This window comes from Nitrospira sp., assembly GCA_016715825.1.
In the GTDB taxonomy this organism is placed as follows: Bacteria; Nitrospirota; Nitrospiria; order Nitrospirales; family Nitrospiraceae; genus Nitrospira_D.
The window spans coordinates 227,381-249,323 of record JADJXO010000003.1; the positions used below are offsets into that span (position 1 = coordinate 227,381).

Annotated in this window: 21 protein-coding genes; 20 read left to right on the forward strand and 1 reads right to left on the reverse strand. The window is 54.8% G+C overall.

All coding sequences use genetic code 11. From position 1 onward, the window contains the following. The first annotated feature begins 168 nt into the window (after positions 1-168). The 13 genes from ilvB to queA all read left to right on the forward strand — a co-directional run bounded on the left by ilvB (position 169) and on the right by queA (position 13,280). Positions 169-1,944, forward strand: coding sequence for a biosynthetic-type acetolactate synthase large subunit (ilvB, locus tag IPM58_10815; protein MBK9307554.1), 1,776 nt, complete (start codon positions 169-171; stop codon positions 1,942-1,944). Positions 1,945-1,992: 48 nt separating this feature from the next. After that, positions 1,993-2,511, forward strand: coding sequence for an acetolactate synthase small subunit (gene ilvN / locus IPM58_10820; GenBank protein ID MBK9307555.1), 519 nt, complete (start codon positions 1,993-1,995; stop codon positions 2,509-2,511). 61 nt (positions 2,512-2,572) lie between these two features. Next, on the forward strand, positions 2,573-3,586 hold the full coding sequence (gene ilvC / locus IPM58_10825; protein MBK9307556.1) for a ketol-acid reductoisomerase: 1,014 nt from the start codon (positions 2,573-2,575) through the stop codon (positions 3,584-3,586). A 30-nt stretch (positions 3,587-3,616) separates the two neighbouring features. Further along, on the forward strand, positions 3,617-4,246 hold the full coding sequence (locus IPM58_10830; protein MBK9307557.1) for a phosphatidylserine decarboxylase family protein: 630 nt from the start codon (positions 3,617-3,619) through the stop codon (positions 4,244-4,246). Next, the gene (gene pssA / locus IPM58_10835; protein MBK9307558.1) at positions 4,243-5,049 is read left to right on the forward strand and encodes a CDP-diacylglycerol--serine O-phosphatidyltransferase; all 807 of its coding nucleotides are present in this window, start codon (positions 4,243-4,245) and stop codon (positions 5,047-5,049) included. Before IPM58_10830 ends, pssA begins: the two co-directional genes overlap by 4 nt. A gap of 345 nt (positions 5,050-5,394) precedes the next feature. Then, positions 5,395-6,942: a 2-isopropylmalate synthase gene (locus tag IPM58_10840; GenBank protein MBK9307559.1), complete on the forward strand. Its 1,548-nt coding sequence runs from the start codon at positions 5,395-5,397 to the stop codon at positions 6,940-6,942. Positions 6,943-7,008: 66 nt separating this feature from the next. After that, positions 7,009-7,371 carry a cupin domain-containing protein gene (locus IPM58_10845; GenBank protein ID MBK9307560.1) on the forward strand — a complete coding sequence of 121 codons (363 nt, stop codon included), beginning with the start codon at positions 7,009-7,011 and terminating at the stop codon, positions 7,369-7,371. Between the two features lie 35 nt (positions 7,372-7,406). Then, complete coding sequence (gene leuB / locus IPM58_10850) at positions 7,407-8,483, forward strand: 3-isopropylmalate dehydrogenase (GenBank protein MBK9307561.1); 1,077 nt, start codon at positions 7,407-7,409, stop codon at positions 8,481-8,483. 13 nt (positions 8,484-8,496) lie between these two features. Further along, on the forward strand, positions 8,497-9,705 hold the full coding sequence (locus tag IPM58_10855; protein MBK9307562.1) for a hypothetical protein: 1,209 nt from the start codon (positions 8,497-8,499) through the stop codon (positions 9,703-9,705). Positions 9,706-9,713: 8 nt separating this feature from the next. Beyond that, a complete protein-coding gene (locus IPM58_10860; protein ID MBK9307563.1) occupies positions 9,714-10,736 on the forward strand; it encodes an aspartate-semialdehyde dehydrogenase in 1,023 nt (340 codons plus the stop codon). A 53-nt stretch (positions 10,737-10,789) separates the two neighbouring features. Then, positions 10,790-11,044: a DUF2905 domain-containing protein gene (locus IPM58_10865; protein ID MBK9307564.1), complete on the forward strand. Its 255-nt coding sequence runs from the start codon at positions 10,790-10,792 to the stop codon at positions 11,042-11,044. Next, on the forward strand, positions 11,041-12,261 hold the full coding sequence (locus tag IPM58_10870; protein MBK9307565.1) for a SpoIID/LytB domain-containing protein: 1,221 nt from the start codon (positions 11,041-11,043) through the stop codon (positions 12,259-12,261). Before IPM58_10865 ends, IPM58_10870 begins: the two co-directional genes overlap by 4 nt. Further along, entirely contained in the window at positions 12,261-13,280 is a 1,020-nt protein-coding gene (gene queA, locus IPM58_10875; protein ID MBK9307566.1) for a tRNA preQ1(34) S-adenosylmethionine ribosyltransferase-isomerase QueA, read from the forward strand. The genes IPM58_10870 and queA overlap by 1 nt, the downstream gene beginning before the upstream one ends. Positions 13,281-13,322: 42 nt before the next feature. Here queA and IPM58_10880 read toward each other — a convergent pair whose 3' ends face one another. Further along, positions 13,323-14,021: a SurA N-terminal domain-containing protein gene (locus IPM58_10880; protein MBK9307567.1), complete on the reverse strand. Its 699-nt coding sequence runs from the start codon at positions 14,019-14,021 to the stop codon at positions 13,323-13,325. A gap of 295 nt (positions 14,022-14,316) precedes the next feature. Here IPM58_10880 and IPM58_10885 point away from each other — a divergent pair, with 295 nt between their 5' ends. The 7 genes from IPM58_10885 (at position 14,317) to IPM58_10915 (ending at position 21,918) form a co-directional block, all read left to right on the forward strand. Continuing rightward, positions 14,317-14,748, forward strand: a complete 432-nt coding sequence (locus IPM58_10885; GenBank protein ID MBK9307568.1) for an RDD family protein — start codon at positions 14,317-14,319, stop codon at positions 14,746-14,748. 85 nt (positions 14,749-14,833) lie between these two features. Then, positions 14,834-15,865: a rod shape-determining protein gene (locus tag IPM58_10890; protein MBK9307569.1), complete on the forward strand. Its 1,032-nt coding sequence runs from the start codon at positions 14,834-14,836 to the stop codon at positions 15,863-15,865. A 13-nt stretch (positions 15,866-15,878) separates the two neighbouring features. Continuing rightward, positions 15,879-16,751 (forward strand): rod shape-determining protein MreC, encoded by an 873-nt coding sequence (gene mreC / locus IPM58_10895; protein ID MBK9307570.1) that lies wholly within the window; start codon positions 15,879-15,881, stop codon positions 16,749-16,751. After that, positions 16,748-17,248 carry a hypothetical protein gene (locus IPM58_10900; protein MBK9307571.1) on the forward strand — a complete coding sequence of 167 codons (501 nt, stop codon included), beginning with the start codon at positions 16,748-16,750 and terminating at the stop codon, positions 17,246-17,248. Before mreC ends, IPM58_10900 begins: the two co-directional genes overlap by 4 nt. Positions 17,249-17,257: 9 nt before the next feature. Further along, a complete protein-coding gene (gene mrdA / locus IPM58_10905) occupies positions 17,258-19,132 on the forward strand; it encodes a penicillin-binding protein 2 (GenBank protein MBK9307572.1) in 1,875 nt (624 codons plus the stop codon). Further along, positions 19,129-20,250 carry a rod shape-determining protein RodA gene (rodA, locus tag IPM58_10910; GenBank protein ID MBK9307573.1) on the forward strand — a complete coding sequence of 374 codons (1,122 nt, stop codon included), beginning with the start codon at positions 19,129-19,131 and terminating at the stop codon, positions 20,248-20,250. The genes mrdA and rodA overlap by 4 nt, the downstream gene beginning before the upstream one ends. A 159-nt stretch (positions 20,251-20,409) precedes the next feature. Then, a complete protein-coding gene (locus IPM58_10915) occupies positions 20,410-21,918 on the forward strand; it encodes an Rne/Rng family ribonuclease (GenBank protein ID MBK9307574.1) in 1,509 nt (502 codons plus the stop codon). The last annotated feature ends 25 nt before the right edge of the window (positions 21,919-21,943 follow it).

The window sequence follows — 21,943 nt, forward strand, 5'->3', positions numbered from 1 at the left end:
TCGCTCGTCGACGTGTTGACGGGCTCCGAGTGAGGATGCTAGGATCTTGTATCTTTCCCCTTGATTTCACAAACATTTCTGCATGATGATGCAGCCTCAGCCGGGCCTGTCTTTCGAAGTCCCACTGAGACGAGCAGATCCGATCAAGCAGTGAGAGGGAGGGTTGTCATGAAACTCACCGGTGCTGAAATCTTCATCGAATGCCTGAAGCGTGAGGGAGTGAAAACCGTCTTTGCGCTGCCAGGCGGAGTCGTCTTGAAGATTTTCGATACGCTCCATCAACAGAAGGACGTGGAAGTCATTTTGACGCGTCATGAGCAGGGTGCGGGCCATATGGCAGAGGGGTACGCCAAAGCCACCGGGAAAGCCGGAGTCTGTCTGGTCACCTCCGGTCCCGGCATGACCAATGTCATTACGGCATTGGCCGATGCTTATATGGATTCCGTCCCGGTCGTCTGTTTCAGCGGACAAGTGCCGACCAGCTTAATTGGAAACGATGCATTTCAGGAAGCAGATAACATTGGGTTGAGTCGTCCCTGTACGAAGTACAATTTTCTTGTCAAAGACGTAAACGATTTGGCGAGTACGATCAAGGAAGCGTTTTACATTGCGACGACCGGTCGCCCTGGACCGGTTCTGGTCGATATTCCCAAAGATGTCTCGATGGATAAGGCGGAATTCACCTATCCGAATTCCGTGTCGATTCGTGGCTACAATCCGACTTACGAAGGGAATAAGTGGCAGATCAAGCAGGCAGCCGAAGCCATTATGAAGGCCAAGAAACCAATTCTCTACGTCGGCGGCGGGGTCGTGTTCTCAGGGGCTTCACAAGAACTGCTGGAATTGGCCGAGATGACGCAGATTCCGGTCGACATGACGCTGATGGGCCTCGGAGCGTTTCCGGGAGAACACCCGCTCTCCATGGGGATGCTAGGAATGCATGGGACCTATGAAGCCAATATGGCTATGCACTATTCCGATCTGGTGATCGCGATCGGCGCACGGTTTGATGACCGGGTGACGGGGAAGCCGTCGGAGTTTTGTCCTTACGCCAAAGTGATTCATGTTGATATCGACCCGACCTCCATTCGGAAGAACATCCATGTCGACATTCCGATCGTGGGCGACTGTAAGAACGTACTCCGCGAGTTGAATCAAATCTTGCGCGCCACGGTCAACGGTGAACAGAAAGAGCTTCGCAAGCCCTGGTGGGATCAAGTCCGAGAGTGGCAACAAGCGCATCCGCTGACCTATCACCAAGAGAAAGACGGACCGATCAAGCCACAGCAGGTGGTCAAGCGGTTATACGAGCTGACCAAGGATCGGGATCCGATTGTCTCGACGGATGTGGGTCAACATCAAATGTGGGCTGCACAGTATTTTAAATTGGCCAAGCCGAATCGATGGCTGACATCCGGGGGGCTTGGGACCATGGGTTTTGGGTTCCCAGCTGCCATGGGTGCACAGGCTGCGTTCCGGGATCGGTTGGTGCTCTGCATCGCCGGAGACGGCAGTATCCAGATGAACATGCAGGAAATGGCGACGGCGGTAGTCAGCAAGTTGCCGGTGAAGATCATCATCCTGAATAACGGATTCCACGGCATGGTCCGGCAATGGCAGGATCTTTTCTACGAAGGACGCTATGCGTCGAGTTATCTCGATACGACGCCGGATTTCGTCAAGCTCGCGGAGGCCTATGGCGCGGTTGGTCTGCGGGTCAAGAAGGTTGGGGATCTCGATGCAGTGTTGAAGGAGGCGTTAGCGACGGACAAACCGGTGATCGTGGATGTTCCGACCTATCCCTTTGAAAATTGTTATCCAATGATCCCTGCAGGTGGGTGCAATCATGAGATGATTTTAGAGGATTCGCCGGAGTTGAAGAAGAAACAATCCGGCTCGACGAAGGTGACACCGGAAGATAAAGATACGGTGCTCACGGCGTAAGGGGAAGTGCCAAGAGATATAAGTACGCAGAGTTCGGAACTAAGAAACATGGAACACATCATTTCGGTGACGGTTGAAAATAAATTCGGGGTTCTGTCGCGAGTAGCCGGGTTGTTCAGTGGGCGAGGGTTCAACATCGAGAGTTTGTCGGTCGCGCCGACGCTCGATCCCTCAATGTCTCAGATGACGATCGTCACGTCGGGTGACGAGCGGATCATTGAGCAGATTGTGAAGCAGCTGAACAAGCTTATCGACGTGATTAAAGTGGTGGACCTAAACGAAACAGAATTTGTCTCCCGAGAAACCACCATCATCAAGGTCCATACGAAGGATCAGGATCGCGCTGAAGCGCTCAGGATCGTCGACATCTTTCGGGCAAATGTCATCGATTCAACGCCGACGACCTACACGATCGAAGTCTCCGGCGATCCCAAAAAGATTGAAGCGATCATCAACCTGCTGCAACCCCTTGGGATTAAGGATTTGGTTCGAACCGGCCGAGTCGCCGTCGCTCGTGAACCAGTTCGTTCCGCTGCGACCCAAACGAAGAAGGTGGTTCGCGAGTAGCGCCTTACGAGCAAATTGGCGGTTTGTTATATGCTGAATACGATGAGGGAAAGGGTGTTCCATGAAAATCTACTACGATAAAGACGCCGATCTCCAGCTGATTCGAAGCAAGAAGGTAGCCGTGATCGGTTACGGAAGTCAGGGGCATGCGCATGCCCTGAACATGAAAGAAAGCGGTGTGACCGTCGTCATCGGGCTGCGGGAAGGAGCCTCCTGGAAAAAAGCGGAGCAGAGCGGGCTGAAAGTGATGCCGGTTGCTGATGCAGTAAAGGCCTCCGATGTCGTGATGATTCTCGCGCCGGATGAAGCGCAAGCCGCTATCTATCGGCAGGATGTTGCACCCAATCTGAAGCCTGGATCCTATCTGGCATTCGGGCATGGGTTCAATATTCACTTCGGGCAGATTGTGCCTCCGGCTTCCATTAATGTGTTCATGGTGGCGCCCAAAGGGCCAGGGCACCTGGTCCGTTCCGAGTATACGAAGGGCAGCGGCGTGCCCTGTTTGTTGGCGATCCACCAGGATCCCAGTGGTACGACGAAGCAGGTCGGATTAGCCTATGCCAGTGCCATCGGTGGCGGACGCGCGGGCGTCATTGAAACGAATTTTCGTGAAGAGACTGAGACTGATCTCTTCGGAGAGCAAGCTGTGCTCTGCGGAGGACTCACGTCGTTGATCCAAGCCGGGTACGAGACATTGGTTGAAGCCGGGTACTCACCGGAGATGGCCTACTTTGAATGTTTGCATGAGGTCAAACTCATCGTCGATCTCATCTACCAGGGTGGAATTGCCAACATGCGCTACTCGATCAGCACGACCGCGAAGTACGGCGATGTGACTCGAGGCCCGCGCGTTGTCACGGAACAGACCAAGCAGGAAATGAAGAAGATTCTCGATGAGATCCAGACAGGGCGGTTCGCCAAAGAGTGGGTCCTTGAAAATCAGGCCAACCGCCCGGTGTACAATGCGCTGCTCGCCAAGGGTGAAGCGCACCCGATCGAGGCGGTCGGATCGAAGCTTCGTGCGATGATGCCGTGGCTGAAAAAGGATCAGCTCGTCGACAAGACTAAGAACTGAGGTCCTGCTGTGGCAGATCGTGCCGTCGGTATTCCATTCGCTAAAGAAGGAATTCCCTTCATCGCAGCGCCGGCTGGCGTTACACTGCTGGCTGGATGGTTGGGTTGGCCGGTCTTCGCGTTTCTCGGAGGCGTGGCGACACTCTTCTCGGCCTGGTTCTTTAGGAATCCAGCCCGGGTGGTACCGCAAGGCCCCAAGCTGGTCGTCGCTCCCGGCGATGGGAAAGTGATTGCGATTGAGGAAGAGTTTGAACCGAGATATTTAAAGGAACGTTCCCTAAGAGTGACGATCTTTTTGAATGTGTTCAACGTCCATATTAATCGGATGCCTTGCGATGGGGTCATCGAGGATGTGCAGTATCAACCAGGTTTGTTCATGGTGGCCAGTAAGCCGGAAGCCACGTTGAGAAATGAACAGAACGCGGTGATGATTAAGACGAAGGAAGGCATCAAGGTGCTGTGCGTCCAAGTAGCAGGACTCATTGCCCGGCGCATCGTGTCTTGGGTTTCACCACGGGATCAGGCCATTCGAGGTGAACGGTTCGGGTTGATCCGTTTTGGATCTAGAATGGATACCTTCCTGCCCATCGGTACCACGGTTCGGGTCGCGATCGGGGACCAAGTCAAAGGTGGGGAAACAATCGTAGGGGAATTGCCATGAAAACGGCAGGATTTAAGAATTCGTTCGGGAAAGAAGGCAAGCGGCGAAAAGCCGCCATGCACCTCATCCCGAATCTGTTTACAACCGGCAACCTGTTTTGCGGAGTATATGCCATCCTTTCCGTCTTCAACGCCAACTACCTGGAAGCGGCCATTGCGATTCTCGTCGCGATGATTTTTGATGTGCTTGACGGAAAGTCGGCACGCTTGACCAATAGTACGAGCCAATTCGGTCTGGAATACGACTCGTTGTCCGATGTCGTATCGTTCGGTGTTGCGCCGGGTCTGTTGATCTACTCCTGGGCCTTGAGTGGACAGGGGACGTTCGGTGTCGCGGTGATGTTTGCTTACGTCGCGATGGGGGCCGTGCGGCTGGCGCGATTCAACTCTACGGTCGCGGTATCAGATGGGAAATATTTTACCGGGTTGGCCATCCCAGCCGCCGCCGGGGTGGTGGCTTCTCTGGTAGTGTTTGATCATTACATCCTCAAGATGGGATCGGAACCCAAACCGATCGTGGTCTTGATCATGACCTTGATACTGGCGTTCTTGATGGTCAGTACGATCAAGTATCGTAGCTTCAAAGACTTGAAGTTTAAGGGCCACCGGCACATTACCTACCTCGTGTGGGGGATTCTCGCGTTGATGATGGTGGCAGCCCTACCAGCCGTCATGCTATTTGTGGTTTTTGCTGGGTATGCATTGATGGGTCCGGTCGAAAAGTTGTATTGGTTGGTAGCTCCGTCTGCTGGGAAAAAAGGTGTTGGGAAAGTCGACCCATCACCGATTGAAACACGACTGTGACCACGGATATTGGGAGGATTCGCAACGTATCGACTGGCGAAGACGAGGAGTAGTAGGCGAATAATCTAGAAGAGGGTATGCCGTACCTTTTAGAGAGCTGGTGGGTGGTGCGAACCAGCCTGGATTTCGTCGAACTCGCCTCCGAGCCGAATCTCTGAACCTATGAAGTAAGAGATTCCGTCTTGCCCTCGTAAGGGGCCTAACGAAGGGCCTGCGCAACCGAGTCGGTGTTCAGGCTAAATCAGGGTGGTACCACGAAGTGCGTGTCGAGCCTTCGTCCCTGGGTATAACGGGATGAAGGCTTTTCTATTTTCAGCAATCTTCGTTAGGAGAAGAGGTAACACCATGACACGCCTGATCAGAATTTTCGATACGACATTGCGAGATGGTGAACAATCGCCGGGCGCCAGCATGAACGTGGAAGAGAAGGTCATGGTGGCCAAACAGCTGGCGAGGCTTGGTGTCGATATCATCGAGGCAGGGTTCGCGTACAGTTCACCAGGGGATTTTGAGGCGGTTCGACGGATTGCTCAGGAAGTGGAAGGGCCGACGATCTGCAGCCTTGCCCGCGCGCGTCCTGAAGATATTGATCGAGCCTGGGAGGCGTTACAAGGCGCTCCGAAGGTGCGTATCCACACGTTCCTGTCGACGTCCGATATTCATCTCAAACACCAGTTTCGGATGACCCGGGAACAGGCGAAGCGGCGTGCTGTGGACATGGTCCAGCGGGCTCGCGGCTACGTCGACGACGTCGAGTTTTCCCCGATGGATGCCAGCCGGTCAGATCCAGCGTATCTCTGCGAAGTCATTGAGGCAGTCATTGCGGCAGGAGCGGGAACCATCAATATTCCCGACACGGTGGGATATGCCGTGCCTCAGGAATTTGGTGCGCTGATCAAGGGAATTTGCGATCGGGTTCCGAATTCTAAGCAGGCCGTCATTTCTGTCCATTGCCACAATGATCTCGGCGTCGCTGTCGCAAACAGCCTGGCGGCCATCATCAACGGGGCTGGACAGGTGGAGTGTACGATCAATGGCATTGGCGAACGGGCCGGGAATACGTCGTTGGAAGAAATTGTGATGGGTCTACGCACCAGGACGGACTTCTATCAGGCAGATACGGGTATCAAGACGGACGAGATCGCAAAAACCAGTCGCTTAGTGAGCAAGATCACGGGGATGGTCGTACAACCGAACAAGGCCATCGTGGGGGCCAATGCGTTTGCCCATACCTCCGGCATTCATCAAGACGGCTTACTCAAAGACAAGACCACCTATGAGATCATGCGACCGGAATCCATCGGTTTGGTCGAGAGTCAGATGGTGATGGGAAAACTCTCCGGTCGGCACGCATTTCGTCAACGGTTGGAAGAGTTGGGATATAAGCTCAACGAGGAAGAGGTCAATCACGCGTTTGAACGGTTCAAGAAGCTGGCCGATCAAAAAAAAGAAATTTTCGAGGAAGACCTCGAGGTCATCGTCTCCGAAGAGTTGTCGAAGATGGCCGATCGCATCACCTTGACGGCGTTGCGCGTATCGAGCGGCACCAGCCAGGTTCCCACCGCTACCGTCGAACTGGAGGTTGACGGTAAAGCCATGGCTCAAACCGGCACTGGCGACGGCCCAGTGGATGCGGTCTACCGCACGATTGCAGAGATCACGCAGACCAAAAGTCAATTGCTGATGTATGTGGTGAAGGGCATCACAGGGGGTACTGATGCACAGGGGGAAGTCTCGGTACGGGTTCAAGAAGATGGTCGAACCGTCACCGGGCACGGGGCCGATACGGATATCATCACCGCCTCAGCGCGAGCCTATCTCAATGCCTTGAATAAGCTCGCCTATCTTGCGGGCAAACACGCGCAAGGGGAGCAGAAGGTGAACTTGATTTGACGAGGATACGCACGGTAGAGTTTTCAATTCGGGGGCAGAAGAGCATCCTTGGAAGGAGCCTGGGCCGTGTGGAAGGTTGCGCTGGGGGACCGGCCGGAGTTTCTAGCTGGTGACCATACTCGGTTACGGGAGATTCTGCATCCTGCGAAGGACCCGCTTGAACTGGGGTATAGCCTGGCCCACGGAAGGCTGAGCCCAGGAGCGCGCTCCAAACGGCATCGTTTGACCTCTTCCGAAGTCTACTATTTTATCTCCGGCCAAGGGCGATTCACGATCAATGGCCAGGTTACGCCAATCGAAGCGGGAACCACGGTCTATGTTCAGCCTGGAGGTGAACAGTTTCTTGAAAATACGGGAGCAGTCGATATTGAGTTCTTGTGTCTGGTGGATCCCGCTTGGCGAGAAGAAGACGAAACAGTATTAGAATAGCGCATGGGAATCGTGAACGATCGAAAGGAGACGCAGTGAAGGCCAAGATCGCAGTGCTTGCTGGGGATGGAGTCGGGCGTGAAATCGTTCCGGAAGCCGTGAAAGTCCTCAAAGTAATCGCCGAGCAATACGGCCATGCGTTCGAATTTGTGACCGCCGATATTGGAGGGCAGGCGATCGATAAGTTTGGTGTGCCGTTGCCGAATGATACCCTGACGCTTGCCAAACAAAGCGACGCCGTCTTACTGGGAGCGGTAGGAGGCCCGCGGTGGGAAAGCTTGGACTACAGCCTCAGGCCGGAACGAGCGCTCCTGGGAATCCGTGAAGCCTTAGGGCTCTATGCCAATCTGAGGCCGGCGAAGGTGTACTCGAACCTCGTGGATGCCTCCAGTTTAAAGCGCGAGGTGGTCGAAGGGATCGATATTCTCGTCATTCGAGAACTCACCGGGGGTATCTATTTCGGCAAGCCTAAAGGCATCGAAAAACTACCGAATGGTCAGGAGCGGGGGGTCAATACAGAAGTCTATACCACGGAAGAAGTCCGTCGGATTGCCAAGGTCGCGTTCGAAGCGGCGAGGAAACGAGGCAAAAAAGTGACGTCGGTGGACAAGGCTAATGTATTGGAATCCTCCGAGCTGTGGCGCAAGGTCGTCATTGAGGTCCATGCGTCTTATCCGGACGTTGAATTGGGGCATATCTATGTCGATAACGCTGCCATGCAGCTGGTCAGGAATCCACGGCAATTCGACGTCCTCCTATGCAACAACATGTTCGGCGACATTCTCAGCGATGAAGCCGCCATGCTCACTGGTTCGATCGGGATGCTTCCCTCTGCCAGCCTCGGGGCGAAGGTAGGGCTGTTTGAGCCGATTCACGGAAGTGCCCCGGACATTGCGGGGAGAAACATCGCCAATCCCATCGCGACGATCGCATCGGCTGCCATGATGCTGTCGTACGCCTTTCAGCTTGAGAAAGAAGCCGAAGCCATCCAGCAAGCCATCGTGAAAACGCTCGACCTCGGCTATCGCACGAAGGACATCCAAAGTCCAGGGGCGCAGATCGTCGGAACAGTCGAGATGGGCGAGGCGATCGTCAAAAACCTCGATGAGTGACTGGTGCTGAGTCATGACAGCCATTCTTTCCACATGGACCATCGATACATTGGCGGGGAACGGGGTGTCCGGCTATTCGGGAGATGGCGGACCTGCGGTGCTGGCATCTCTGAACGAACCGAAGGGGGTCAGCCTCGATCGCCATGGCCATGTGTACGTGGCGGATTCAGAAAATCACGTGATTCGCAAAATTGATCGAACGACCGGTGTGATTTCTACAATCGCAGGTCGGTGGGTTCAGGACGATAAGGAGATCATCGGTCGGTCGGACGGCTCAACCGTGAGGGCTGAAGAGGATCCGTTTGCCGATCACGATTCTGCGGCCAATGGTCACTCAGCCTATACGCAACATACGGATGTGAGTGGAACGGTTAGATATTGGACGAATCGGACATCCGCCATCACGCGATACGCAGGGGATGGGGGATTGGCAGTCCACGCATGCCTGAATTTCCCGACTGCGGTGTGCGTGGATCGAGAAGGAAATGTCTATATTGCCGATACGATGAATCATAGGGTCAGGATGGTCGAGGTGGCGACCGGCGTCATCTCAACGTTGGCCGGGACCGGCCGGGCAGGGTTCTCCGGTGATGGGGAGGCAGCACATGAGGCGACGCTCAACGAACCGGCCGCTCTGATTCTCGATGAGTCACACCGGCTCTACATTGCCGATCAAAGCAACCATCGTATACGAGTGGTAGACCTTAACACCGGTCTGATTCAAACCATCGCTGGGACGGGAGCTGCGATATATGATGGAGATGGAAAGCCGGCGGTCAATGCAGCCCTTGCCGGGCCGAGTGGATTGGCTCTCGCAAATGACCGGCTGTATATCGCTGATACCTTCAACGGACGAATCCGGTGCCTTCACCTCTCGTCCGGGCAGATTTCCACAGTGGCAGGGGACGGGGCATCTTACCGGTACGAGTCTCCGTTCGATCCACCGTCGCCGAGCCTTGCCCGCCCAACGGGGATCGCGATTGGTCATCACGGAGATCTGTTCTTGACCGATTCAGATAATCACCTTGTTCGGCAATGGGACTGGGATTCTGGAACGGCTTTCGGTATGGCCGGGAACGGGAGTTCATCGTATTCGGGTGATCACGGGGCTGCACGAGAAGCCGGACTCTGCTACCCCTTTGGCATCGCCGTCGATCGCGATGGATCAGTGTTGGTGGCCGACACATTTAATCATCGTATTCGCGTGCTGGCCTTGGAATGAGGAACGTCATGATCAAGAATAAACCTGGGTATACGGTGGCGATCCTTGGTGCGACCGGGGCGGTCGGAAAGGAAACGCTCGACATCTTAGAGGAACGCAAATTTCCACTCATGAGCCTGAGGCTCTTCGCATCGAAGCGATCAGCCGGCGAGGTCATGACCTGTCAAGACAAGGAGTGGAAGGTCGAAGAATTGACCGACTCTTCGTCCTTTGAGGGCGTGGATATTGCGTTTATCTCCGCGACCGATGCCATCAGTCGAGAATATGGCCAACGTTTGGGAGCGTCCGGCATTGCCGTGATCGACGACAGCGCCGTATTCCGCATGGATGATGGGGTACCTTTAGTGGTCCCGGAGGTGAATGCCTCCGCGTTGCATGACATGCCTCGTGGCATCGTCTCCATTCCCAACTGTACAACCACTCCGTTGGTCATGGCGCTCAAACCGCTTCACGACGCGGTCGGAGTGAAACGCGTGGTGGTCACGACGTTTCAGTCCGTTTCAGGAACCGGTGCAGCGGCGATGGATGAACTGATGGATCAGACGAAAGACTTGCTGGCGTTCAGGGGCGTGACGGCGAAGGTCTATCCCTACCAGATTGCATTTAATCTCTTGCCGCACATCGGATCGTTTGGCGAAGGAGGCGACTGTTCGGAGGAAGTGAAAATCGCGAAAGAGACGAGGAAGATTCTCGGCACGCCCACCCTCCGGGTCACCGCGACGACGGTGCGAGTGCCCGTCCTTCGGTGTCACTCCGAAGCGATCAATGTGGAATTGGAGCGTCCGCTAAAGGCAAATGACGCACGTGCTGCACTGGCAGCCATGCCGGGTGTGATTGTGTACGACGATCCGGTCAAGAACCTGTACCCCATGCCGCTCGACGCCACGGGGAAGGATGAGGTCTACATCGGCCGCGTTCGGGAAGACGAGTCGATTGCACATGGGCTCAATCTGTGGGTGGTCTCCGACAACCTTCGAAAAGGCGCAGCACTGAACGCGATTCAGATTGCGGAACGTCTCATACATGGGTAGCAAGGCCTACCGTCAGCAGCGCTGAGGCGCTCCGCCAGGCGGGATGAAAGTTCATGCCGGAATGGACGACGTTTGGCAAACTCCTCATCGGAGTCGGTCTTGGAATCGTGTTCCTCGGCGTTCTCTTTCTCATCGCCGACCGTATGCCTGCGCTGGGAAACCTTTTCGGCTGGTTCGGAAAACTCCCCGGTGACATTTCGATCAAACGGGAGAATTTCAGCTTCTACTTCCCCATCGGAACCAGCATCGCTCTCAGCATTCTTCTCAGTCTGCTATTCTATCTCATAGGATGGCTCTTACGCAGATGATCACACCCTGGCGTTCAGCTCTGGCCTTTGGTCTAGGGGTTTGCCTCGGTTGTCTGACCATACCGGAGGCAGAAGCGGCGTCAACGATTCGTGTATTGCTGGCTCGGGATATCCAGCAGCTGGAGATCTCAAGTAGTCAGACCATTGTGGTCACGGATGATCAGCGAGAAGCTCGGCCTTATCGGACGGCCGTGCGGGTCGAGATACGAGGCCGGGTGATGTTCCTGAACGGAACGCCGGTGATGGCCGATCGCCTCATGGTGAGAGCAGGAAGTCATGATTTGGATCTTTGGCTCCCCGTAAAAGGGAACCGGGGTCTGCAACAGGTAGGCTCTGAGAAAGACGCGCTGCAAGTGGGTGGTGCGATCCAACTCCTCCGGAGAGGAAAGAGTCTACTTGTCGTCAATCATATTGACTTGGAGGAGTATGTAAAGGGTGTGGTGCCGGCAGAAGTCAACGCAACCTGGCATCTCGAGATGCTCAAGGTCCAAGCCGTTGCTGCGCGGACATACGCGCTGTATCAACAGATGCTGAGTCCTACTCGTAGCTATGACGTTGTGGCGGGGATTCAAGATCAAGTCTATCGTGGTCGGCAAGGCATCGATGCGCGTGTTGCGTTGGCAGTGGAGTCGACTCGTGGATTGGTTGTGACCTACCAAGGGGCTCCCATCTATGCCGCCTTCTCATCTACGGCGGCCGGCCTGACGGAAGATGCGATAAATGTCTGGTCGAAGGATCTGCCCTACTTGAAGGGTGTCGAGTGTCCGTTTGACGTGGCATCGCCGTTCTACCAATGGAAAGCATCCGTACAGTTGGACGACCTGCAGAAGAAACTACGGAAGCAAGGATTCATACTCGGCACCATCAGCGCGATCTCCCCCCTTACCCATAGTCGTGCCGGTCGAGTGGCAACGCTGAGAATTCTGCATTCAGATGGTGAGCTCATTATCCGTGGGGAAGACCTGCGTAAGGTGGTTGGGTATACGGTCGTACCGAGCACCCAGTTTACGGTCGAATCGATCGGTGATGATCTTGTTCTTTCCGGATACGGGGCCGGTCATGCAGTCGGGCTCTGCCAGTGGGGAGCAAAAGAACTAGCAGAATTGGGGTACTCGTTCGCGAGTATTCTGAATTACTACTACCCGGGGACAGAACTCCGGGACGCGTCGTTGACTCAGGCTCCGCCTATGCCGGTCACCATGGCCCCGCCGTCATAATGCACCTGTCCGATTTTGACTTTCCATTCGACCCAGCATTGATCGCAGTGGAACCGGTCGTTCCACGCGATCGTGCGAGGCTACTGACCTTCAGCCGAGGTACGCAGCAACTCTCTCATCGTCATGTCGCTGATCTCCCCGATCTATTGAAGCCGGGGGATCTCCTCGTGGTGAACGATACCAAGGTCCTGGCTGCTCGGGTGCCGGGAGTCAAACAGTCGACTGGGAAACCAGTCGAGGTGTTGTTCGTGAGAGAGCAAAACGAAAAGCGATGGGAAGTCATGGCGAAGGGGACGTTCAGAGTCGGACAGGTCATTGAGTTCAGTGATCATGCCCGTGCGACGATCGTGAAGCGGGACGCGACAGGCACTGAGGTGGATGTAGAGTGTCCGATGTCAGTCGATGCCTTTCTTGCAGAACGTGGATCGATGCCCCTCCCACCGTACATCAAACGGGCACCGATGCAGAAAGACCATCAATGGTACCAGACCATGTTTGCCAAACACGGCGGAGCGATTGCCGCGCCGACGGCAGGGCTTCACTTTACCCAAGACCTGTTTCAACGGGTAAAAGATTCGGGAATCAACGTGACAACCGTGACGCTCCATGTTGGGCCCGGCACCTTTAAGCCGGTGACGACGGAGCAGATCGAAGATCACCAAATGAGCGGAGAAAGATTTACGATCAGCGAAGAGGCCGTGAGGGCGATCAAGACCACCAAGGAGGCCGGCGGACAGGTGGTTGCCGTCGGGACCACTGTTGTCCGTACGCTTGAGACGGTTATGAAGGAAAAAGGGGCGATGGTACCGATGTCCGGCGAGAGCCGTCTGTTTATTACACCAGGGTTTCAGTTCAAAGTCGTCGATGCGCTCATGACGAATTTCCACCTGCCTAAAACCACGCTGCTCATGCTGGTGTCAGCCTTCGCAGGGATCGAGCCAATTCGCAGGGCGTACGAAGAGGCGGTCAAAGAACGCTATCGCTTCTACAGTTATGGGGATGCAATGTTGATCGTCTAATCTTCTGTAGTCAGCATCACTAGATGAATGGCAACAGCGATTTTATAGCAACTCTCGGCGGATGGTGATCGGCAGTTTGGCCTTCATGGATTGCTGGAATGAAACCAGCGCCCGTTGCTGCTTCTGCAACAGCATATCATCCAGCACTCGCTGCCTGGATTCAGCCCCCTTGGTCGGGTCAGAATCCGGAGGTCTTGCCATCAGGGATTGTCCTTCTTCAATCTCGGTCGGCGTAAGCGACACGGAATCCCTCACAATCATTCGAGCTTTATTGGCCAAGACTTCTTGATGTTGAATCGCCTCAAACGCAGCCGGGGTTAAATGATTCGCGGCAAGGATGCGTTTGTAGAGCTCGGGGTCGAAGGCGCCGCTTTTCTGAAAAACCTCGATTTTCATGATCAGTTCACGCAGATCGGCATCAGAGACATGCACACCCATTTCCTCCGCCGCGATAATCCAGACGCGGCTGTCGACGAGTTGTCCGACCACGAAGTCTTTGAATTCTTCTTCCTTGAACTCACTCGTGACGTTTTCTTTGTAGATACGGCGCATGTTTTCGTACGTACGCTTAAACTCGTCCAAGGAAACGGTTTGGGCGCCTACTTTGGCGACAGGCCCGCCCGCGTCCTCGCCGAACCCCCACCAGCCCATCGTAATCACGAAAGCCGCGGCTAAAATAATCATGATGGATTTGAGCAGCCAGGGATAGTTGTGCGCAGCATCGCGCATGGTCTTAATCATCTCAATCCTCGTCGTAGTAAAAACATAATTGTACCGATTGGAGAAGGCAAAAGGCAAGAGAGTGGGCTCCCACTGTCAGCACCTACAGTATGCTGAGCAGGCATTAGAGCAACACGCGATGGTGGGACACCCAAGATACGTCTGAGGTGGGGGCATTGCATTCTGGTCCGAAACTGCCAGACTAAGAACATTCAGAAAAAGATTCGGTCTTTGTTTGTGCAAGGTGATGCGTTTTGTTATACTTTGCGACAAATTACAAGGAGATCCCTTGATAGGGGAGGGGCCAACCTCGACGTTGCAGGAAACACGAGTCTATCCGAAGGCTCATGTCCTGAATCGATTCATCGCGAAGTTAATCGATCTGTTTATCGTCGTGGCCGCGGGCGAAATTGCCCCGCCGGTTGGTTTTCTTTCCGGGCTGGCTTACATCCTGATTGCCGATGGGTTCGCGGGCGGGAAAAGTATCGGCAAACGGTTGGTAGGGTTACACACGATCCGAGTGGATGGTCGAGAATCAGCGGGCTTCCAAGAATCGATCATTCGGAACCTCCCGCTCGGTGGGGCGCAGCTCGCGTACGCCGTTCCGTACATCGGATGGCTGGTGTCTCTGGCCATTTTAGCGTTCGAAGGTTTTTTGATCATTGGGAATGAGCAAGGTCGTCGGTTGGGCGATGAAGTGGCCAGGACGCAAGTATTGGATGCCGGGCAACTCGCCGTTCCGGACTAGGTAAGGCATTCAGTCAGCACACCGGTTGGACTGCAACTCGTCCGGCCAAGATGAAGGGAGAGACGCCGTGGGGTTCCCGGGAGATATGTTCGGTTGGTTCTCCGACGACCTGGCCATAGATTTAGGCACCGCGACCACTCTCGTGTACGTGCACGGAAAAGGGATCGTCCTCAACGAACCTTCGGTCGTGGCGGTCGAAAAGAAGAGTGAGAAGGTACTGGCCGTCGGAGCGGATGCCAAAAAGATGCTCGGACGGACGCCGGGAAATATCATTGCGATTCGGCCGATGAAGGAGGGCGTGATCGCCGACTTCGAGATGGCCGAGCAGATGCTCAAGCATTTCATTCGCAAAGCGCATAATCGAAGCGCGTTTGTCCGCCCTCGGATCATCATCGGCGTGCCTTCCCGCATCACCCAGGTGGAGCAACGAGCAGTGCGCGATTCTGCGGAGTTGGCTGGAGCCAGAGAAGTCTACTTGATCGAGGAGCCTGTCGCTGCGGCGATCGGGTCAGGACTGCCGATTACGGAGCCGTCAGGCAATATGGTCGTCGACGTGGGAGGTGGAACGACAGACATTGCCGTCATTTCTCTGGGCGGGATCGTGTACAGCGAGTCGGTGAAGGTCGCTGGTGATCGCATGGACGAAGCGATCATGAATTACATCAAGAAGAAATATAACTTATTGATCGGTGAGCATATGGCGGAGCGCATTAAGTTCGAAATCGGCTCTGCCTATCCGTTCGAAGAGCGGAAAACGATGATGATCAAGGGACGTGATTTGATCTCCGGCATCCCGCGGACCCTGGTCATCGATGACGCGGAGGTCCGTGAGGCGTTACAGGAACCTATTGGGACGATCGTGAATGCCATCAAGATCGCACTCGAAAACACCCCGCCCGAGTTGGCCGGTGATATTATCGATCGTGGGATTGTCTTAACCGGAGGCGGCTCACTCCTCAAGGGCATGGACACACGATTCCGGGAAGAAACGAACTTGCCGATCATTACGGTGGACGATCCGCTCACCTCCGTGGTGTTGGGAGTGGGTAAGATTTTGGATGAGTTGGATCTCCTTCGGAAAGTATCGGTTATGTCGCAAGCGAACAACCTTCGGTAAGATGCCATCCCTCATGCGGATGGTCAATTTCCGCCTCTCCTACAACGCTCGGCGTGTCGCCTTTGCGCTTGCCGTCATTCTGGTTCTTAGTTTCCTCCTGTTGCCAACCCAACTCCAAACCGTATTTCAAGCGGTCGGGAGTCCTTTCGGGTGGATCATCAGCTGGCCTCTGCAAGCTGTCGCCGGCATCCATGATCGGATTGCCGGTGTCTGGGATCACTACGTGGCGCTCCAAGGGGTTGAGGAAGACAACAGGCAGTTGAGAAGAGAGCTGGACCTCCTCAAGGAGCAAAATGGACAGTTACGAGAGTCGGCAGCAGCCACGGAGCGACTCGCGACCCTGTTGGAGTTCAAACAACAGGCGCTGCCGACACTGATCGCTGCGCAAGTGATCGGCCGAGATACCGGCAATTGGTACAAGACGATCATTCTGAACAAGGGCACTTCGGATGGGTTACAGTCAGACCAAGGCGTCGTTACCCCGGCTGGGGTGGTCGGTCGGATCGTGAAGACCACGTCGTCAACCTCGGTGGTATTGCTTCTGACGGATCCCAACAATGCGATTGCCGGATTGATTCAGCGCACGAGAGACGAAGGAATCGTTGGAGGGACGACCCATGGAACGGCCCAACTCAAATACATCCCGTTGTTGTCCGACGCGAGGCCTGGGGATCGGGTCGTCACGTCGGGATTGGTGGGAGGCTTCCCTCGTGGTCTGTCAATCGGGACGATCACACGAATCGATAAAGAAGACGAAGCGCTGTTCCAATCCGCAGAACTTGTGCCTGAGGTTGACCCAAACCATGTGGAGGAAGTGCTGGTCATCCTCCCCACCTCCTTTCCCACCGAGGGGGAACGCCTGAAGGCGCCAAAGATAAAGCGATGAAAACACTCATCTACATCGCCCTTATCGCGGGAATTGTCTCGATTGAATCGGTCCTGCTGCCCCATGTCAGTCTATGGCAGGTGAAGCCGGATCTTGGATTCGTAGCGGTGTGCCTCATTGGACTGTTTGGAGGGGAACTTGAGGGATTGCTGGTTGGTCTGGCTTTGGGATGGGCAATGAGTCTCTTTTCCGCACAAGACGTCCTTTCAGCGGCCATCATGAAAGGATGCATCGGATTTATCGCGGGCCTTGCCGGTAGGCAGGTGGCGTATCTGACACCGCCCCTGTTAGTAGTAGGACTCTTCACCGTCTCTTGCCTTCTTGGGCTCATGACCCCGGTGATCTTACGGCTTAGCGCACAACAAAATGTGTGGTGGGCTCTGTGGTCCGTGGTCTTACCTCAGGCCGCTCTTGATGCGCTGATAGGTGGGGCTGTGTATTGGCTCATCAGCCGGTATTTGAGTCTTGATCAGTGGGTCTCAGAGTATCGGATCTAGGATTTCCGTATGTTGTCGACGAGTTATCCCGAGACGGAGTTCGGTGATCTCCACCGCAGACTGTTTGCGCTACGTCTAGGCCTCTTACTGGTGGTCGGCTTGCTCGGTCTTCGCCTCTGGCATTTGCAGATTCTAGAGGGCCCGTATTATCGAGACCTCTCCGAAAATAATCGCACCAGACAGGTTCTGCTTGAGCCGGCTCGCGGGTTGATCTTTGACCGGAACGGCATCCTCCTCGCCAATAATGTATCAAGTTTCAGTGTCTATGTGACGCTGGAAGATGTGGACGATCGTGAGGTCTTGATTCAACAGCTCAGTGAACTCCTGGGTTTGGACCCCGCGCTCGTGAGAAAAAAATTAGCGATCAAAGGCAGTAAATTGCTCCCTCGCAAGATCAAAGACCGCATGACTTTGCGCGATGCCACGCTCGTTGAGTCTCGCCGGCTCGACATGCCCGGCGTCATGATCCAGGTGGAGTCCCAACGCAACTATCCCGGCGGACTGATTGCCTCGCACCTGTTGGGCTATGTGGGGGAAATTTCAGCAGATCAACTTGAGAAACCAGAATCTGACGATCTCCACCAAGGCAGCATTGTGGGACAGTACGGCATTGAGAAGTCGTATGATCGGCATATGCGGGGAATGGCCGGGCAGAAAAATGTGGAAGTCGACGCGCTGGGTCACGAGAAGAAGTCGTCAGTCGTTGAAAAACCGCAGGCAGGGAACGACCTCTATCTGACGATCGACGCGCGTCTCCAGAAGTTGGCCGAAGATTTGCTCGGTGAGGAGCAGGGCGCCATTGTCGCGCTCGATCCGAACAACGGGGACATTCTCGCCATGGCCAGTCGGCCCGCCTTTGATCCCAACGTCCTGTCAAGGGAGCTCACCGCGAAACAGTGGGTTCAAATCGTGCAAGACGAAGGGCGCCCGCTGAATAATCGTGCCTCACAAGGCCAGTATCCTCCGGGCTCCACCTTCAAGATTCCAATGGCTGTCGCTGCCCTAGAAACCAAGACCATGTCGCCATCCAGTACTGTTCATTGCACCGGCGGGTATCAGTTCGGTAGACGACTGTACCGAGATTGGAAAGCCGGTGGGCATGGGTATGTCGATCTCCATGAGGCGTTGGTCCATTCCTGCGACGTCTACTTCTACTCGATCGGTCAGCGCATGGGTATCGATGTGATGGCAGAGTTTGGAAAGGATTTTGGGCTTGGGCGGCCGACGGGTGTGGAACTACCGTCGGAACGATCGGGAATCATGCCGACCCCGGCATGGAAACAAAAGGTCAAGCGGGAATCCTGGTTGCCGGGTGAGACCATTTCGGCAGCCATCGGACAGGGATTTGTGACGGTGACACCGTTACAGATGGCCAGTATGATGGCCACCGTCGCCAACGACGGGGTCAACTATCGTCCTCGGCTGGTGCGAGCGGTCATGGATCGAGCGACGGGAAATCTCCAGGAATTGCCGGCCGTTCCTCGTGGGAAAATCAATGCCAAGCCTGAAACGTTCCGCATCATTAAGAGTGCACTGGCTGATGTCGTCACGAAGGGAACCGCGACGAGAGCGAAGTCATCCATTGTGACCATTGGGGGGAAGACAGGGACGGCCCAAGTGGCTGCGCTTCGAACTGGCCCCGAAGAAAGCATTCCCAAAAAGTTTCGTGATCATGCGTGGTTCGTGGCCTTTGCACCGGTGGAATCACCCAAGATTGCGGTAGTGGTACTCGCTGAACATATGGGACATGGGGGGGCTGCGGCAGCGCCTCTCGCCAAAGAACTCATTGAAGCGTATATGAACCTCACCACCCCGACACCGGTCGCCACCTCAGGGCTGTCAGGGATGAGCCCAGATGACGGGAGAGGCATCAAAGACTCATGATCGATCGATTGACCGAGCGTCGTGGCCTCGACGGATTCGACATTCGCTATGTCGGCCTCATGCTGGCTATCCTGGCGATCGGGGTGCTGTCCATTTATAGTGTCACGCAGGGACAGCAGAATGGGAATACCCCCTACTATCTAAAGCAGTTGATGTGGATCGCCTTAGGTACAGCGGCCTTTCTCATCATGTGGGCGGCGGATTATCACGATCTGGCGCGGTTTGCGTATCCAGCCTACGCGTTTATCCTTCTAATGCTGGTCTTCGTCCTGTTTGAAGGACGAACGAGTAAAGGGGCCCAACGATGGATTGCGATGGGTCCTTTCAGTTTTCAACCGTCTGAGTTTGCCAAGCTGATTCTCGTGTTGGTCTTGGCGCATTATTACTCGAAGGCCCCTCGTGTGGGGTGGCTGCAGCGTGTCATTGTTCCGGGACTCTTGGTGTTGCCTGGTCTGCTCCTCATCCTGAAGCAACCGGATCTTGGGAGTGGACTGAGCTTTGTGGCCGTCTACGCAGCTATGCTACTCATGGTCGGGGTTCGCTCTCAAGCCATTGGCTTTATTCTCTTATTCGGGATTATGCTGTTTCCGTTTGCATGGGAAGGGGTATGGGGGTCCTTGCATGATTATCAGCGACAGCGCATTATGGCGTTCGTCGACCCAGGCTATGACCCCGGTGGGAAAGGCTATCATGCTCTCCAATCAAGGATTGCCATCGGATCGGGTGAGCTTCTAGGCAAAGGGCTCTACGGGGGGACGCAGAGTCAACTGAAGTTTTTGCCGGAAGGGCATACCGATTTCGTGTTTGCGGTGTTTGCGGAAGAGTGGGGATTTCTGGGTGTCATGGTTCTCTTGGGGTTATTTGTGGGGTTAATCTGGCTCTCGTTGGAGATTGCGTCCAAAGCAAAAGATCAGCTTGGCGCGTTACTTGCCGCCGGTATCGTGGCCATGCTGTGTTTCTGCGTCGTGGTCAATATCGGCATGACGGCGGGAATGTTTCCGATCGTCGGGATCCCCTTGCCCTTGGTGAGTTATGGTGGAAGCGCCACGATCATGACCATGGCGTCGTTGGGCTTATTGCTGAATGTCAAACGAAAGCGACTGAGCCTGTTTTATTGAATGAAGACCGAACGACCAGACTAATGGGTATCTGTCTTTCGGAGGAGATACTACCGAAAACCCGCGGAACCAGGGGTGGTATGAACTCAGGGCCTGGGCGTACGCTCGCGTCCGGTACCCCTCCCATCACCCGGGGGTTTTCAAAGCAAAGGAGTCAGTATGGGAGTTGAGATTGCGATCACAGCCTCGCGAGAAGAAACTCGCGTGGCGGTCCTCGATGGTGGGGTGGTCACCGATTTATTTGGAGACCGCGCCAAGCACAAGGATTTTGTCGGAAATATTTATAAAGGACGAGTCGCCAAAGTCTTGCCGGGAATGCAAGCCGCGTTTGTGGATATCGGGCTGGAAAAAGCCGCGTTCATGCACGTGTCCGATCTGTTGGCGGACGCGGAACCAGGCGACATGTTAGTTGAGGCCGAGGAAGATGATAAAGATTCGGATATGCTCAGGCCCAAGCGTCAGAGTGCCAAGCCGATCGAACAGCTGCTGAGTGAGGGGCAGGAATTGATGGTGCAAATCTCGAAGGGGCCGATCGGCACCAAGGGATCCCGCGTCACGACGTATGTTTCGCTACCGGGACGCTACCTGGTTTTTATGCCGAACGTCGATCATATCGGCGTGTCGCGGCGTATCCCGCGTGATGAGGAGCGGACCAGGCTGAAGGAAATCATGCGCCGCGTTCGCCGCCAGGGCTGCGGGTATATCGTCCGCACCGTCAGTGAGGGGGTCAAAGAGGATGAGCTGAAGTCCGATGTCGACTTTCTGCACGTGCTCTGGCAGGACGTCTTGACGAAACGAGAACAGCTACCTGCTCCTGCCTTGCTGCATTCTGATTTGAGCCTCAGCTTCCGGGTAGTGAGGGACCTGTTTGGGAAGAAGGTCGATCGGCTCTGGATCGATTCACGCCAGGAATACGAGGCCATTCGTGGATTTGTCCAGCGCTTTTCTCCAGAACAGACGGCACGGATTCATTTCTACGACAAGGACGAACCGTTGTTCGACCATCTGGGAGTCGAGCAAGAAATTGCGCGTGCCCTAAGCCGGAAGGTATGGCTCAAATCAGGCGGCTATCTGGTTATTGACCATACTGAAGCCATGACCGTGATCGACGTCAACACAGGGCGTTTTGTGGGGAAACGCGACCAAGAAGAAACCATCGTGCGCACTAACCTCGAGGCAGCGAAGGAAGTCGCCTATCAGCTCAAGTTGAGAGGAATTGGGGGGATCATCATTGTCGATTTCATCGACATGGAACGTGAAAAGAATCGCGATCGAGTCTATCATGCGTTGGTAGATGCGATGGCGGCTGACAAGGCGCGAACGAGGATCTCCAGAATTTCGGATCTTGGGTTGATCGAGATTTCTCGCGAGCGTGTTCGGGAAGATCTCTTGCGATCACTGTCCGAACCGTGTCGTTATTGTGAAGGTCGCGGATATACGAAGTCTCCTACTACAGTAGCCTACGAAATCTTTCGCGAGATCCGACGGATTGAACCTGCCTCGGATCAACAACGAATCGTCGTGGGAGCTCACCCAACGGTGGCTGACTTGCTCCAAGATGAAGAGCGTCATGGAATTGAGGTGTTGGAACGGGATTGTTCGGCAAAGATCATTATCACTCCGGATAGCCAGCTACATCTTGAACAGTACGATCTGGTCGTTCTCTAGAATTGCGCCGTATCAGCTGTCCGTT

Coding starts and splice junctions, on each gene's coding strand:
- ilvB (MBK9307554.1), top strand. CDS start 169: ATGAAACTCACCGGTGCTGAAATCTTCATCGAATGCCTGAAGCGTGAG.
- ilvN (MBK9307555.1), top strand. CDS start 1,993: ATGGAACACATCATTTCGGTGACGGTTGAAAATAAATTCGGGGTTCTG.
- ilvC (MBK9307556.1), top strand. CDS start 2,573: ATGAAAATCTACTACGATAAAGACGCCGATCTCCAGCTGATTCGAAGC.
- pssA (MBK9307558.1), top strand. CDS start 4,243: ATGAAAACGGCAGGATTTAAGAATTCGTTCGGGAAAGAAGGCAAGCGG.
- IPM58_10840 (MBK9307559.1), top strand. CDS start 5,395: ATGACACGCCTGATCAGAATTTTCGATACGACATTGCGAGATGGTGAA.
- IPM58_10855 (MBK9307562.1), top strand. CDS start 8,497: ATGACAGCCATTCTTTCCACATGGACCATCGATACATTGGCGGGGAAC.
- IPM58_10860 (MBK9307563.1), top strand. CDS start 9,714: ATGATCAAGAATAAACCTGGGTATACGGTGGCGATCCTTGGTGCGACC.
- IPM58_10865 (MBK9307564.1), top strand. CDS start 10,790: ATGCCGGAATGGACGACGTTTGGCAAACTCCTCATCGGAGTCGGTCTT.
- IPM58_10870 (MBK9307565.1), top strand. CDS start 11,041: ATGATCACACCCTGGCGTTCAGCTCTGGCCTTTGGTCTAGGGGTTTGC.
- queA (MBK9307566.1), top strand. CDS start 12,261: ATGCACCTGTCCGATTTTGACTTTCCATTCGACCCAGCATTGATCGCA.
- IPM58_10880 (MBK9307567.1), bottom strand. CDS start 14,021: ATGATTAAGACCATGCGCGATGCTGCGCACAACTATCCCTGGCTGCTC.
- IPM58_10890 (MBK9307569.1), top strand. CDS start 14,834: ATGTTCGGTTGGTTCTCCGACGACCTGGCCATAGATTTAGGCACCGCG.
- mreC (MBK9307570.1), top strand. CDS start 15,879: ATGCGGATGGTCAATTTCCGCCTCTCCTACAACGCTCGGCGTGTCGCC.
- IPM58_10900 (MBK9307571.1), top strand. CDS start 16,748: ATGAAAACACTCATCTACATCGCCCTTATCGCGGGAATTGTCTCGATT.
- mrdA (MBK9307572.1), top strand. CDS start 17,258: ATGTTGTCGACGAGTTATCCCGAGACGGAGTTCGGTGATCTCCACCGC.
- rodA (MBK9307573.1), top strand. CDS start 19,129: ATGATCGATCGATTGACCGAGCGTCGTGGCCTCGACGGATTCGACATT.
- IPM58_10915 (MBK9307574.1), top strand. CDS start 20,410: ATGGGAGTTGAGATTGCGATCACAGCCTCGCGAGAAGAAACTCGCGTG.